A 14061-nucleotide genomic window follows, 5' to 3' on the forward strand; every position below is an offset into this window, starting at 1 on the left:
CCCTCCCATGCCAGGGGGTGGCGGATCAGGCTGGCCGGCCCAGGACGGTCTTGATCCGATGCTTGACCCTGGCGATGGTGGTCCGCAGGGCCTGCCGAAGTGTCGCGGTCTGAGCCTTCGGTTGCTTGTAGGCCTGTTGAAAGGAAGGAGCGATCCGGCGCAGGCTGTCGATCCGGCGGCTGTCGATTGGATAGGGCTTGGAAGGGGCGTTGTTGAACTGCCGATCCAGGCCCTCCAGCAGCTGGCGCCACTGCCGATAACTGCCGTCCGCGCTGTAGTGCTGAGCGACGAGATCCCTCGCGGCCGTTGAACAGCGCTGCCAGAGGTCGGGATCGTCGGCCAGCCGCAGCAGGGCCTCGGCTGCCTCTTCGGGATCCTCCGACACCAGCAGGCCGGTGCGCTCGTGATCCACGAGCTCGGGGATGCCGCTGGGGATGCGACGCACCACCGGCACCACCCCGGCCGCCATCGCCTCCAGCAGGGCGATGGGCAGCCCCTCGAAGTCGGACATCAGCAGAATCGCCTGAGAATCGAGTAGCCGGGCCTGCACCTGGGTGGGCGACAAGGGCCCTGTGAAGGTGATCGCCCCGCAGAGGCCGGCCTCCGCCACTTGCCGTTCACAGGCGGCCCGGGCATAGCCATCGCCGATCAGGGTGGCGCGGAGGGCGTCCTTGGACCGGCAGGCCCTGATCAATGTCTGAATCACGAGCGAGGCGCGTTTCTGGTGCTCCCAGATCCGGCCGCTGAAGACCACATGGAAGGGATCATTCCGGAATCCTGTCGCCATCACGGGCATGGCCACGCCATAGGGAATGACGCTGCTCGGCCGGTCGACCTGCCTGCGGGCGAGTTCGTCACGGATATGGCGGGATACGCAGATCAGTGAACTGCCGTGGCGGGAGTCCCCGAAGGCCTTCACCGCCGCCCAGTAGTCAGGATCATCAGAATGAAGGGTGAGCGCCCAGGGCAGGCCCCGGCAGCCCGCCTGGGCCGCCGCCGCAAAGTGCGGCGCTGGGCACTGGGGCAGGAACACCGTGGGTTGCCAGTGGTTGAGAAAGGCCAGGGTCTCCCGGGTGTCCTCCTCCAGGCTGGCCCGGCGCGGAGCTGAGAACACCTCAATGCCCTGACGGCGCAACGACGCGAACAGCGTCGGTTCACCGCTCCGTTCCCCTGGCAGGATCAGGAAATGGATGGCGACGCTGACACCATCCGCGGCCAGTCTTCCGGCCAGGCCCAGCACCCAGGTTGTGACACCGCTGATGTCATTGTCCTGGCTGTAATGGGCAAAGGCGACTCGCAACGACCACCCGGAACTGCCGGGCCCAACGATACCCCTGACGATCGGGTCGGCCCGGCCTCCTGAGATTGCGTTTTCAGTTCAGGTTGTGGGCCAGCGCAGGTAACGGCGGCGCAGCAGCGGTGACTGCAGCAATCGCAAGTACAGGCCCAGGCGCAGGGGGCCGCGCAGGATCCGGATCAGCAGCTTTTCGGCCAGCGAGGGCTGGTAACGCCAGAGATACTCGTAGAGGATCCAGTCCCAGCCACCACTGGTGGCCACGTCATGCCAGTGCCCGCCTGGCCTCGGCCGGGTCATCTGCAGCACCGAGGTGATGGTGGAGGAGTACTCAGCGAAGCGGAGCTTCTCCTGGCTGCGGCTGACGGTGCTGCGGGTGCTCCGGTCGTGGCAACGGAAGCCGGAGTGGGCCTCGTTATCGAAGGACACGGTGCCACCCATCCGCATCAGATAGTCGGTCCAAAACAGCCAGTCGCCGGTGCAGCGTCGGCCGGCCGTCCGCAGTCTTAGGGCCCGGAGCAGCGCCCGATCGGGTTGGCGGAACACCACGCCACTGGCATTGGCGATGACGTTGCCGCGAGCCATGTAGGTGCGGCAGAAGTCCACGGCCGCGATCGTGAAGGAGTGCTGCCAGCGATCGGGGTCGACCTGATCCGGCCAGAAGCTCTGGGGGGTGATCGGATCGCCCGTCGCATCAATCGAGGTGGTGCGGCAGTAGGACAGCACGCTCCCCCCCTCCAGACGGCTCACCATCCGTTCCAGAAAGACCGGTGAGCAGGTGTCATCCGATTCCGCGATCCAGATGTAGCGGCCCGTGGCCATTTCCATGCCGCTCAGCCACTGCGAGCAGGGCTGGCCTGAGTTGAGCGCATTGCAGACCAGCCGGTGGGGGTGCTGGCTCAACTGCTGCCGGATCACTGTGGGGGAATCGTCCCCGGAGGCGTCATCGAGAACGATCAGCTCGAAATCCTGAAACGACTGGCTGAGAATCGATTGCAACCGCTCGGCCAGGAAGGCTCCATGGTTGTAATTGGGTACGATGACGCTGACGAGCGGGGCCTGATCTGACCGCTTCACTGGATCGTCCCATCGCCTGACCGCCCGGCGATTCGCCTGAGCCAGCCGATCCCCTCGACCTCCCCGCTGTCTCCTGCCACCTTGCCTCCAGGGGAGTTGAACCTCAGCTGAATGATCGTCGGATTCTGGATCGCCGCCACCGGCCTGGCCCTCGTGCTGTTCCTGACCGTCCATCTGGGGGGCGTGGGGATGGCGCTGGTGGATCCGACGGCCTTCGAGGTGTATGCCACGTCCCTGCACCACCAGTCCTGGCTCCCCTGGCTGGAGTTCGCCCTGCTGGCGGCCGGTCTGGGCCATCCCCTGCTGTCGCTGCAGCGGGCCCGCGCCAACCTCCAGGCCAGGGGGCCGGCCGCCGGACCCCTGCGCAGCCGTCGCCAGGGGCCATGGGAGCCACTGGCAGCCCTGGCGGCCCGGCTGATCCCCTGGAGTGGATCGCTGTTGCTGCTGTTCCTTGCCGTCCACGTGCTGCAACTGCGCTGGCACCGGCCGTCTGCTGGCGCTGAACTGGCCGCGGTCCTGGCCGTGTTGCAGGAGCCCTGGTGCCTGGCCCTCTATGCGGTCGCCGGGGCCGCGGCGGGTCTGCACCTGCTGCATGGCGTCGAGAGTGCCGGGCGCCGGCTGGGGTTGCTGGAGCCCGCCAATGCGGCGGTCCTGCGGCTGGGCGGGAGGGGGCTGGCCCTGGTCCTAGGGGCGGGCTTCGCGCTCCTCCCCATCGCCCTGGTGCTGAGTCCCGCTGTTGCACGGGTGGCAGGCGGATGAGCACCACCCCGTACCTGGATCCCCGCCTTCCCGAGGGCCCCGTCGCCACCGCCTGGCAGCGTTGCCGAGAAAGCCTGCCGCTGATCAGCCCCAACCGCAAGCAGCGGCTGCGGATCCTGGTGGTGGGCAGTGGTCTGTCCGGGGCCGCTGCCGCCGCCAGCCTGGCCGAGCAGGGCTATCGGGTGCAGGTGCTCACGTACCACGACAGCCCCCGCCGCGCCCACTCGGTGGCGGCCCAGGGGGGCATCAACGCCGCCCGCAACTACGCCAACGACGGCGACAGCGTTGAGCGCCTCTTCCGCGACACGGTGAGGGGGGGCGATTTTCGCGCCAGGGAAGCCGGCTGCCACAGGCTGGCCGAGATCAGCGGCTCGATCATCGACCAGTGCGTGGCCCAGGGAGTGCCCTTCGCGCGGGAGTACGGCGGCACCTTGGCCAACCGCAGCTTCGGCGGTGCCCTGGTGAGCCGCACCTTCTATGCCCGGGGCCAGACGGGTCAGCAACTGCTTTATGGCGCCTACCAGGCGATGTTGCGGCAGGTCGCCGCCGGCCGGGTGCAGTTGCTCTGCCGCCGGGACATGCTCGACCTGATCGTCCATGGGGGCGTGGCCCGCGGGGTGGTCTGCCGCCACCAGATCAGCGGTGCGCTGGAGGTGCTCAGTGCCGATGCGGTGCTGCTGGCCACCGGCGGCTATTCGAACGTCTTCTACCTCTCCACCAATGCCCTGAAGTCGAACGTCACCGCGATCTGGCAGGCCCATCGACGTGGTGCCTGTTTCGCCAACCCCTGCTTCACCCAGATCCACCCCACCTGCATCCCCAGCGGTGATGTCCACCAGAGCAAGCTCACCCTGATGAGTGAGAGCCTGCGCAACGACGGCCGGATCTGGCTGCCGCTGCGCCCCGGCGACGACCGGCCGCCGGCGGCGATCCCGGACGCGGAGCGGGATTATTTTCTCGAGCGGCAGTACCCCAGCTACGGCAATCTGGTGCCGCGGGATCTGGCCTCACGGCGGGCTCGGGAGCTGTGTCTCGAGGGCAGGGGCGTCGGGCCCGGGGGGCGTTCCGTCTATCTCGACCTGGCCGAGGCCATCGCCCGGGACGGAACCGAAGCGATCGAGGCCCGCTACGGCAACTTGCTCGAGATGTATGAGCGAATCACCGGCGACGACCCCCGCACCACGCCGATGCGGATCTACCCCGCGCCCCACTACACGATGGGCGGGCTCTGGGTGGACTACCACCTGATGAGCACGGTGCCGGGGCTGTTCGTGCTTGGGGAGGCCAACTTCTCGGAGCATGGCGCCAACCGGCTGGGGGCCAGTGCCCTGATGCAGGCGCTGGCCGATGGCTATTTCATCGCCCCGGCGACGGTGACGGGCTGGCTGGCGGGGCGGGCCACCGGCGCCCTGCCGGCCGACCACCCGGCCTGTTGCGAGGCCCTGGCGGCGGTGGAGTCACGGATGGAGGCCCTGCGCCGCTCAGGGGGCTCCCAGCCCGTGGACGTCTTCCACCGCAGACTCGGCCACCTGATGATCGACGCCTGCGGCATCAGCCGGCGGCCGGACCGTCTCACGGCGGCGCTCGCTGAGCTGGAGGCCCTGCGGCTTGTCTTCCTGAAGGAGGTCTGCCTTCCGGGCGACGAGGGCGTCCTCGACGGTGAACTGGCGAAGGCACTGCGGCTGGAGGACTTCTTCGGACTGGCGGATCTGATGCTGCGGGATGCCTTGGCGCGGCAGGAATCCTGCGGCGCCCATTTCCGCGAGGACCATCAGACCCCGGCCGGGCAAGCCCTGCGGGATGACGAGCGCTTCGCCCACATCGCGGCCTGGCAGCATCGGCCCGGCAGCACACCGGTGCGCCACAGCGAGCCGCTGATCTTCCGATCCATTACGCCGGTACAGCGCAGCTACGGCTGAGGGGCTCGGGTCGGCCGAAGAGATAGCCCTGTCCCTGGACGCAGCCCATGTCGAGCAGGCCTGCATGCTGCTCGACAGTCTCGATGCCTTCGGCAATCAGGCCCAGGCCCAGGTCGCGGGAGAGGCGAATCATGGCTTCAAGCACCACCGCCTTGCGGTGATCGTGGAGAAAATCAGAAATGAAGCTGCGGTCCACCTTGATCGTGTCGATCGGCAGCCTTGCCAGCCAGGACATGCTGGAATAGCCCGTGCCGAAATCATCGAGATGCACCTTGACGCCGGCTTTCCGTAGTCGGCGCAGCTCGGATGTGGCCAGGTCGGGATGTTCGATCAGGATGCTTTCGGTCACCTCGATCACGGTCCAGGAGGGATCCACACCGGAGCGTTCCGCCTGGCTGAGGAAGAAGTCGCTGAGGCCGCTTTCCTTCAGCTGCAGGGGACTCACATTGATCGCCATGGTGACGTCCGAACCTTCGGCTCGGAGCTCGCAGAGGCGCTGCAGGGCTTTGCTGATCACCCAGCGGCCAATCGGCAGGATCAGGGCCGTGCGTTCGGCAAGGGGAATGAATTCCGATGGCGTGGCGATCGGCGCGGCGATCGCCCCGAGGCGTAGCAACGCCTCCATTCCCACCACGATCTGATCGCCCAGCTCCACGATCGGCTGATAGGCCAGAAACATGGTCTCGTCCTGAAGTGCACCCTCTAATTGATGACGCAGGTGGATATTCTTCCTGACTTTCTTGTCAATGGATGAATGGTAGAAGGAGATGTGTTGATCGCCATTCGTCTTGGCTTCATACATGGCAAGATCTGCGCGTCTAATCAGCTCATTGACGGAGATCTCTGGATCGTCCGAGATGGTGATTCCGATGCTCATCGATGGGCGGATCGTACGGTCTTCCATCGACCAGGTCTGGCCGACAGCCGCATTCAGGCGCATCGCCAGCTGGAGGGCATCACTCTCATCGAAAATGCCCATCGTGAGCACCACGAATTCGTCGCCGCCGAGGCGCGACAGGATGTCTCCGAAACGCAAGGACCGCTGCAGGCGGCGGCCGATCTCGACCAGCAGATCGTCGCCCACCTGATGACCGTGAAGGTCGTTAATCTCCTTGAAGGAGTTGAGATCGCAGAACAGGATGCTGATCCGGCCGCCATTCTGCCGCTGGGTCTTGAGGGCGGCACGGATGCTGACGTGGAGGCCGCGGCGGTTGGGCAGCCCGGTGACCGGGCATTCCATCACCTTGGTGGCCAGGGCGAGGCGTTCCAGCTCTAGGGCCCGGTTCAGATTGTCGGTCTGCTGACGCCGCCGCTCGATCCGATCGGCCTCCACCCTCAGCTGTTCATAGGAGAGCAGGGCGCTGACGTCCCGGAAGCAGAAGATCAAGGGCCGCAGCCGCTCGGTGCGAATGGGTTTCCAGTCGATCTCGATGGCGCGCAGCTCGTTGCGATGCAGCACCTTGGTGCAGCGTCCTCCCTGGTCGTCGCCGGCAAGCACCTGCTCTGGGTTCAGCAGGGAAGCACCATCGCAGTCGAGGGGAAGCTGGTCGTAGATGGATTCGCCCACCAGAGCCGGTGGCGGCCGCTCCACCAGCTGCGCGTAGCTGGCGTTGCACCAGAGCACACTCCCTTCGCAGCTGGTGATCACCAGGCCATCACTGATGGTGCCCAGAGCCGCCTCCAGTCGACCCATCGAGCGCCGCAAGTCAGCCACCAGCTGGTGTTGGTCGTTCACGCTGGAGCGGGGACCCGGTCGGGCATGGGGTCTCGGTCCAATACTGAAAATTTACTGAGTATTGCACCCTGCGGCTCGAGGCCGCACACTGTGCTGCCGGGATGATGCGGAACAACAACATCTCCGGAGGCCGAGCGGCAGAATCAATCCATGGCCCTGGTGCCTTCCGGCTGACGCCAACGGCGACGCCTATGCCGAGCCTGCTCCGATGACCACCGTTTCGCTCACTCTCAGGATCTGGCGCCAGGCTGGTTCCGGCGAGGCTGGTGAGTTTGAGGTCCATCCGCTGGAGGCCGTCTCCACCGACCTCTCCTTGCTGGAAGCCCTTGACCTGCTCAATGAACGGCTGATCGCCGCCGGGGGGCGTCCCGTGGGGTTTGAACACGACTGCCGGGAGGGAATCTGCGGGTCCTGCGGATTTCTCATCAACGGTCAGGCCCAGGGGCCGCAGCGGGCCACCAGCGTCTGCCAGCTCTACCTGCGCCAGTTCCGCGATGGCGAGGTGCTGACGCTGGAGCCCTTCCGCGCCCGTGCCTTCCCCGTGCTGGAGGATCTGGCCGTGGATCGCTCCGCCTTTGACCGGATCATCGCCACCGGCGGGTACTGCTCGGTCAACACCGGCAGTGCGCCGGAAGCCAACGTCCTGTTGATCGGGCGCGAGCAGGCGGCCCAGGCCTTCGACACGGCAGCCTGCATCGGTTGCGGCGCCTGCGTGGCCAGCTGCCGCAACGCCTCCGCCAGCCTGTTCGTGGCAGCCAAGCTGGCGCACCTGGGCCAGTTGCCCCAGGGCCAGCCGGAGCGGCAGCATCGGGCCCGGGCGATGCAGGCGCAGATGACCAGCGAGGGCTTCGGCAGCTGCAGCAGCCACCTGGAATGTGAGGCCGCCTGCCCCAAGCAGATCTCCGCCGACTGGATCAGCTGGATGCACCGCGAGTCCTGGCGGCGACCCTGAGGCCTCAGGCCACCGCAGCGCCGCAATGACGGGCGATCACCCCCTCCTCATCGGCGGGGATCTGCAGCAATTCGAATGGCGCCAGCCAGGTGAGTTCCGCCTCCAGTTCCTGCTTCAGCGCCCCGTCGCGTTCGCCGATGCCACCGGTGAGCGCCACCACATCGACCCCTCCCAGGCTGGCGGCCATGGCCCCGATCCCCTGCAGCAGCTGGTGGCGGAACACCGCGATGGCGAGCTGGGCCCCATCATGGCCGTCGGCGGCGGCCAGGCGCAGGTCCTTCATGCTCGGACTCAGTTCCGAGAGGCCCAGCAGGCCGCTCTCGTGCTGCAGGCCGTGGGCGAGCTCCTCGACCGTGGCCCCCCGGCGCAGCAGATGCAGCAACAGCCCCGGATCCACCGAACCGCTGCGGGTGGCCATCACCAGGCCCTCAAGGGGGGTGTAGCCCATCGTGGTGGCGATGCTGCGCCCCCCCCGGATGGCGCACAGGGAGCAGCCGGCGCCGAGGTGGCAGCTGATCAGCCGCAGGTCCCCGCGGCCGGTGGCATCAGCGCGGCGCAGGGCAACGCTTTCAGCCACGTGCTGATGGTTGAGGCCGTGGAAACCGAAGCGCCGCAGGCCCTCGCCGCGCCAGCGGGCCGGGATCGCGTAGGTGTGGGCTTCCGGCGGCAGGGTGCTGTGGAAGGCCGTGTCGAAGCAGGCCCACTGCTCGATCGCGGGCTTCCAGCCGCTCAGCCAGCGCATCACCCGCAGGGCCGGGCCGTTGTGCAGCGGAGCCAGGGGCACCAGTCCCTCCAGGACGTCCAGCACCTCCGCGTCGAGGCGGACGGGGGCGGTGAAGCGCTCGCCACCATGGACCACGCGATGGCCGGCGCGGACCAGCCCATCCCCCCAGGCCGCCAGGGCCTCGGGCAGCCAGGCATCCAGCACCGCGTCGGTGCCTTCGGCGGCGGCGACGCTCCAGCTGCGCTGGTCGCTCCAGAGGCGGTCCCCGCCGCGCCCGTGCACCGAGACCTTGAGGCTGGAGCTGCCGGCGTTCAGCACCAGCACCTCCCCCGCTGCCGGCGAGTCCGCGGAGGGGGGGGCCGCCATCAGGGCGCGGCGGCGGGCGGGGTCCAGCGCCAGTCGGTCACTTCCGGGGCATCGGTGCCGTGGGTGTGGGCATAGGCCCGGTGGGACAGGATCGCGTCCTGCATCCGCTCCTTGACGTGGGCGGCGCGGGAGCGCAGGAAGGGAACCCGGTTGACCACGTCGATCACCAGGTTGAAGCGATCGATCTGGTTGTTCATCGCCAGCTCGAGCGGCGTGTTGATGTTGCCCTTCTCCTTGTAGCCGCGCACGTGGATGTTGGCGTGGTTGGTGCGGCGGTAGGTGAGCCGGTGGATCAGCCAGGGGTAGCCGTGGAAGTTGAAGATCACCGGCCGGTCGGTGGTGAACAGGGTGTCGAAGTCCCGGTCGCTGAGGCCGTGGGGATGTTCGTTCGGTTCGGTGAGGGCGAACAGCTTGACCACGTTGATCACACGGATCCGCAGACTCGGGATCTCGCGGTGCAGGATCTCCACCGCCGCCAGCGTCTCCTTGGTGGGGATGTCACCGGCGCAGGCCATCACCACATCCGGCTCATCCGGGGTGGCGCCGCAGTCGTCATTGCTCGCCCAGCCGACGATACTGACCCCCTTGGCCACATGGCGCCGGGCCTGCTCCAGGGTGAAGTACTGCAGGTGTTTCTGCTTATCGGAGACGATGATGTTGCAGACGTTGGTTTCCTGCAGGGCCTCCTCCGCCACCGCCAGCAGGCAGTTGGCATCGGCCGGCAGGTACACCCGCACCACATCACCGCTCTTGTTGCCGGCCAGGTCGATGAAGCCGGGGTCCTGGTGGGTGAAGCCGTTGTGGTCCTGTCGCCACACCGTGGAGGAGATCAGGCAGTTCCAGGGGCCGATCGGAGCCCGCCAGGTGGCATGCAACAGGCAGGATTCCAGCCATTTGGCGTGCTGGTTGAACATCGAGGCGATCACATGGGCGAAGGCCTCGTAGGTGTGAAAGAAGCCGTAGCGCCCGGTGAGCAGGTAGCCCTCCATCATCCCCACCAGGGTGTGCTCGCTGAGCATCTCCACCACCCGCCCGCTGCGGGACAGTTCACTGCCGTTGAGGTCCTCGGGGAGGAATTCCTCCATCCACACCTTCTTGCTGACTTCGTAGATGGCCTGCAGACGGTTGGAGGCGGTTTCATCGGGGCCGAACACCCGCATGGAGGTGGGATTCGCCTGGATGATGTCGCGCAGCAGTTCACCGAGCGGGTAGGTGTTCTCCTCTTCCGTGGCGCCGGGCGATACCACCGGCACCGCGTAGTTCTCCAGGGGTGGGAACTGCAGCTTGCGGCGCAGCAGGCCGCCGTTGGCGTGGGGGTTGGAGCCCATCCGCCGGTTCCCCTGGGGCGACAGCGCCTGCAGTTCGGGCCGCAGGCTGCCGTTGGCGTCGAACAGCTCCTCAGGCCGGTAGCTCCTGAGCCACTCCTCCAGAAGCTGCAGTTCCTCGGGATCGGTGTTCGGGGCGGCCAGGGGCACCTGGTGGGAGCGCCAGAAGCCTTCCAGCTTCTTGCCGTGCAGGTAGGCCGGTCCGGTCCAGCCCTTGGGTGAGCGCAGCACGATCATTGGCCAGGCGGGGCGGACCGCTTCGCCGCTGGCGCGGGCCTCGGCGCGGATCTCCAGGATGCGCCCGATCGCCTGGTCCATGGCGGCGGCCATGGCCTGGTGCATGGCCATCGGCTGGTGGCCTTCGATGAAGATCGGCTCCCAGCCGTAGCCGCGCATCAGGCTGGCCAGCTCCTCGTGGGGGATGCGGGCCAGAAGGGTGGGGTTGGCGATCTTGTAGCCGTTGAGGTGCAGCACCGGCAGCACCGCCCCGTCGCCGATCGGGTTGAGGAACTTGTTGATGTGCCAGGAGGTGGCCAGGGGCCCGGTCTCGGCCTCGCCATCCCCCACGCAGGCCAGGGCGATCAGGTCGGGGTTGTCGAACACCGCCCCGCAGGCGTGCGAGAGCACGTAGCCGAGCTCGCCCCCCTCGTGGATGGATCCGGGGGTTTCCGGGGTGCAGTGGCTGCCGATGTGGCCGGGGAAGGAGAACTGCTTGAAGAAGCGCCGCATTCCTTCAGCGTCCTGGCTTTTGTCCGGATACACCTCGCTGTAGCTGCCATCGAGATAGGTGGGGCCCAGCACCCCGGGGGCACCGTGCCCCGGCCCCGACAGGTAGATCATGTCGAGGTCATGGCGGCGGATCACCCGGTTGGCATGGGCCCAGATGAAGGCCTGGCCGGGGGAGGAGCCCCAGTGGCCCAGCAGCCGTGCCTTGACGTCCTCATGGCGCAGTGGCTGGGCGAGCAACGGGTTGTCCCGCAGATAGATCATCCCAACGGCCAGATAGTTGGCGGCGCGCCACCAGGCATCGATCAGGGACAGCTCCTGCTCCAGTTCCGGCGTCATGGCCTGGGCCTCGAAGGGGGCCATCGTCGAGATGCTCATGGCCGTCACATGCAGGGGGCTGTGAGCTCAACTTTCGCCTGCTTGGGTTAAAAGGTTGGAAATTCAGCGGCTCTCCTTTGGGGGGTCAGGAATCCGACATCCGGCGCCTTGGAACTCGGGCGTCCGTTCAGCCCAGCAGGTTGCGCACGTGGCTGAGGATCCCCTCGCTGTCGATGCCCTGGTGGGGAGCCTGCTCCCAGAGGCCGCCACAACCTTCGCGCCAGGTGCCCAGGTGGGCGTACCTGGGGTGGTAGCCCCGCTCCAGAAGCCAGGTTCCGAAACGGCTGCCCAGGCCGGTGCGACGGTTGAAGGCTTCCACCACCAGCACGAACGGTGAGCGGCCGATGGTCTCCATCATCGATTCGTCCACCATGTTCAGGCTGGCCTTGTTGATCAGGCGCACGGCGGTGCCCTCCTGGCGCAGCCGCTCGACCGCATCGAGGGCCCGGTAGAGACAGTCCCCGAAGCTGATGATCGTGCCGGCTTCTCCGTCCCGCACCACTTCGTCCCTCCCCGGCTCGAAGACATAGCCTTTCCCGTGCAGGTCGTTGCCCTGTTCATCCAGCAGGTTGGGCACCTTGGAGCGGGTCGAGAAGATGAAGCGCAGGCCTGGGTCGTGGAACACCGCCTCCACGCAGGCCTTCATCTGGCCTGCGTCGGCGGGGAAATAGAGCCGGGTGGGATGGTGATCATCCTCCAGACCGTTGTCGGCAAACAGGTTGTTGAGGCCGAAATGGCAGGTGTTGTCGGCCATGTCGTCCACGCCGGCATGGGAGAAATGGCTGAGCACGTTGGCGCCGTTGAGTCGCGCCATGGTGATCTCCGAAATGCACATCTCCAGGAAGGCGCTGAAGGTGGCGAACAGGCCCTGGCGTCCTTTCTGCATGCCGAAGCCGGCGGCGGCGGAGAAATTGGCCCGCTCCATGATCCCGCCGCTGATGAAGATCTCCGGATAGGCCTTGCGGATCTGGCTCAGACCGCAGGAGCCTTCCAGATCGGAGTCGACGCAGAGCACTGTGTCCTTGCGCTCGCTGGACTCCAGCCGGGAGAGCACGGCCACGACGGTGTCGCCGAAGATGTTGCGGTTGGCGGCGGTGGTGCGGCTGGAGCCCAGGTAGATGGTGGGGTTGACGGGCTTCTCGATCGCCTTGAGGCAGGCGGCGGCGGCGTCCTGGCCGCGCTGTTCGAGGTAGGTGATCGCCAGGTCGACGGGGATCACGTCGTGGCCGTGGGTGGAACCTTCGAGCCCCTCGATGCCCACGGCCATCGGCCGTTTGTTGATCACGGCCACCGGTCCGTCGGTGGCCACCGCGGCGCAGAGCCGGCCGTAGAGGTCATCGAGATCCTCGCCATCGCCGCTGAGGGTGGCCAGCCCCTGGCCGGCCAGGGTGCGACCCACGTCGTAACCCTTCTGGTACTGGGAGGGGTGGCCGGCGATGGTGACGTCGTTGTCGTCGATCACCAGCTTCACGTCGAGGCCGTGGGCGACCGCGAAGCGAGCCGCTTCGGCGTCATCCCCCTCCTGCTGGGCGCCATCGGAGCCGAGGCAGAAGAGGATGCGCCCGGGATGGGCCAGGGCCACCCCGTTCACGAACGGCCAGAGGTGACCCAGCCGGCCCGAGCTGAATTCCACACCGGGGGTGAGGCCCAGCTCCGGGTGGCCGGGAAGGCGCGAATGGGCAGCCCGGTACTGCATCAGATCGCTGGCCTGCAGATGACCCCGCAGCACCGCCATCAGGTATTGGGTGGCCACCCGGTGGCCGGCCTCATCGAAGAAGACCGGCACGAAGCGCTCCGGGGCGCCGCGGAAGAAACCGTCGAGGATCATCACCTCCGGCACGGTGTCGTAGGGGCCGCCGGTATGGCCTCCCACCCCCCGGGCAGCGCCGGTGGCGGTGAAGAAGACGATCGCGTCCCGGCAGAGCTGGATGTTGGCGCGCAGGGCCTCCCGCTGGGATGGGCTCAGTTCCGGCTGGGTGGGATCCAGGGCCAGGGGCTGGTAGGCCGCCAGATCGATCGGGAAGGCGTCGGTCACGCTGGAGGGGGAGGGGCTGGAGAACGGCTGCCGAAGCCTTCAAAGCCTCCTACCCCGCCCAGGTAAAGGAAACGCGGCGGAGCTATCAGGTGCACAAGCTCATAGGGGCATTCCAGCACTTCACGGCAGGGATTCCCCGGTAGTCGGAAAGAATCGTGAGCGTGGCGGTGTCAAGCAGGAAATGGGCGCCGTGGCTGGGTGGCAGGTCGATCCAGCGCGCTACGAACACCCGCAGCAGATGCCCGTGGGCGAACAGGGCCACCCGGCCGCTGCTTTGCCGCAGCCGGCGAATCACCCGGTCGACCCGCTCCCCCACCTGGGCGGGACTCTCCCCATCGGGACAGCCATCGCGGAACACCAACCAACCGGGCTGGCGCCCCTGAATCACCGTGTTCGTCAGACCTTCGTAGGCCCCGTAGTCCCACTCGACCAGATCGGGCTCGAGGCTGGCCTGAGCGGCCAGGCCCGCCAGCTCGCAGGTGCGCCGCGCCCGCTGCAGCGGACTGCAAAGCACCAGGGAGAACGGCTTGACCGCCAGGACCGGAGCCAGCCCGCGGGCGGCCGCCTCCCCCCGTTCGGTGAGGGGAATGTCGGTGCTGCCGGTGTGCTGGCCCGAGAGGCTCCATGCCGTTTCGCCGTGGCGGATGAGGACCACTTCGGCGGTGGCGGCGGGGCCGTTCTGAATCGTTGTCACGGCAGGGCTCTCACGGGACGAAGTCGTGACGCTCACTTAAGCTCGCCAGGGTGGTGATGGCGGTGGCCGGCAGCCAC

Annotated in this window: 10 protein-coding genes; 3 read left to right on the plus strand and 7 right to left on the minus strand. The window is 67.3% G+C overall.

The features are described from left to right. Positions 1 to 25: 25 nt before the first annotated feature. On the minus strand, positions 26 to 1300 hold the full coding sequence (locus KQ305_RS03560) for a glycosyltransferase family 4 protein (protein WP_259724062.1): 1275 nt from the start codon (positions 1298 to 1300) through the stop codon (positions 26 to 28). Between the two features lie 78 nt (positions 1301 to 1378). After that, positions 1379 to 2371 (minus strand): glycosyltransferase family 2 protein, encoded by a 993-nt coding sequence (locus tag KQ305_RS03565; RefSeq protein WP_259724063.1) that lies wholly within the window; start codon positions 2369 to 2371, stop codon positions 1379 to 1381. A gap of 111 nt (positions 2372 to 2482) precedes the next feature. Here KQ305_RS03565 and KQ305_RS03570 point away from each other — a divergent pair, with 111 nt between their 5' ends. After that, positions 2483 to 3130, plus strand: a complete 648-nt coding sequence (locus KQ305_RS03570) for a succinate dehydrogenase (protein ID WP_259724064.1) — start codon at positions 2483 to 2485, stop codon at positions 3128 to 3130. Beyond that, a complete protein-coding gene (locus KQ305_RS03575) occupies positions 3127 to 5049 on the plus strand; it encodes a fumarate reductase/succinate dehydrogenase flavoprotein subunit (RefSeq protein WP_259724065.1) in 1923 nt (640 codons plus the stop codon). Before KQ305_RS03570 ends, KQ305_RS03575 begins: the two co-directional genes overlap by 4 nt. On the opposite strand, the gene KQ305_RS03580 is transcribed toward KQ305_RS03575, so the two are convergent. Next, positions 5021 to 6784: an EAL domain-containing protein gene (locus KQ305_RS03580; protein WP_259724066.1), complete on the minus strand. Its 1764-nt coding sequence runs from the start codon at positions 6782 to 6784 to the stop codon at positions 5021 to 5023. The genes KQ305_RS03575 and KQ305_RS03580 overlap by 29 nt on opposite strands. A 208-nt stretch (positions 6785 to 6992) precedes the next feature. Here KQ305_RS03580 and KQ305_RS03585 point away from each other — a divergent pair, with 208 nt between their 5' ends. After that, complete coding sequence (locus tag KQ305_RS03585) at positions 6993 to 7736, plus strand: succinate dehydrogenase/fumarate reductase iron-sulfur subunit (protein ID WP_259724067.1); 744 nt, start codon at positions 6993 to 6995, stop codon at positions 7734 to 7736. A gap of 4 nt (positions 7737 to 7740) precedes the next feature. On the opposite strand, the gene KQ305_RS03590 is transcribed toward KQ305_RS03585, so the two are convergent. The 4 genes from KQ305_RS03590 to KQ305_RS03605 all read right to left on the minus strand — a co-directional run bounded on the left by KQ305_RS03590 (position 7741) and on the right by KQ305_RS03605 (position 13984). Continuing rightward, on the minus strand, positions 7741 to 8826 hold the full coding sequence (locus KQ305_RS03590; protein WP_259724068.1) for an acetate/propionate family kinase: 1086 nt from the start codon (positions 8824 to 8826) through the stop codon (positions 7741 to 7743). Next, positions 8826 to 11255: a phosphoketolase gene (locus tag KQ305_RS03595; RefSeq protein ID WP_259724069.1), complete on the minus strand. Its 2430-nt coding sequence runs from the start codon at positions 11253 to 11255 to the stop codon at positions 8826 to 8828. Before KQ305_RS03595 ends, KQ305_RS03590 begins: the two co-directional genes overlap by 1 nt. 127 nt (positions 11256 to 11382) lie before the next feature. Continuing rightward, entirely contained in the window at positions 11383 to 13290 is a 1908-nt protein-coding gene (locus KQ305_RS03600) for a transketolase C-terminal domain-containing protein (RefSeq protein WP_259724070.1), read from the minus strand. Positions 13291 to 13375: 85 nt separating this feature from the next. After that, positions 13376 to 13984 (minus strand): histidine phosphatase family protein, encoded by a 609-nt coding sequence (locus KQ305_RS03605; protein ID WP_259724071.1) that lies wholly within the window; start codon positions 13982 to 13984, stop codon positions 13376 to 13378. Between the last annotated feature and the right edge of the window lie 77 nt (positions 13985 to 14061).

The organism is Synechococcus sp. CS-1332 (genome assembly GCF_025127995.1).
GTDB lineage: Bacteria > Cyanobacteriota > Cyanobacteriia > PCC-6307 > Cyanobiaceae > Cyanobium.

Excerpts from the sequence above, each read along its gene's own strand:
- KQ305_RS03570 (WP_259724064.1), top strand. The coding sequence starts at position 2,483 with ATGATCGTCGGATTCTGGATCGCCGCCACCGGCCTGGCCCTCGTGCTG.
- KQ305_RS03575 (WP_259724065.1), top strand. The coding sequence starts at position 3,127 with ATGAGCACCACCCCGTACCTGGATCCCCGCCTTCCCGAGGGCCCCGTC.
- KQ305_RS03585 (WP_259724067.1), top strand. The coding sequence starts at position 6,993 with ATGACCACCGTTTCGCTCACTCTCAGGATCTGGCGCCAGGCTGGTTCC.
- KQ305_RS03590 (WP_259724068.1), bottom strand. The coding sequence starts at position 8,826 with ATGGCGGCCCCCCCCTCCGCGGACTCGCCGGCAGCGGGGGAGGTGCTG.
- KQ305_RS03595 (WP_259724069.1), bottom strand. The coding sequence starts at position 11,255 with ATGAGCATCTCGACGATGGCCCCCTTCGAGGCCCAGGCCATGACGCCG.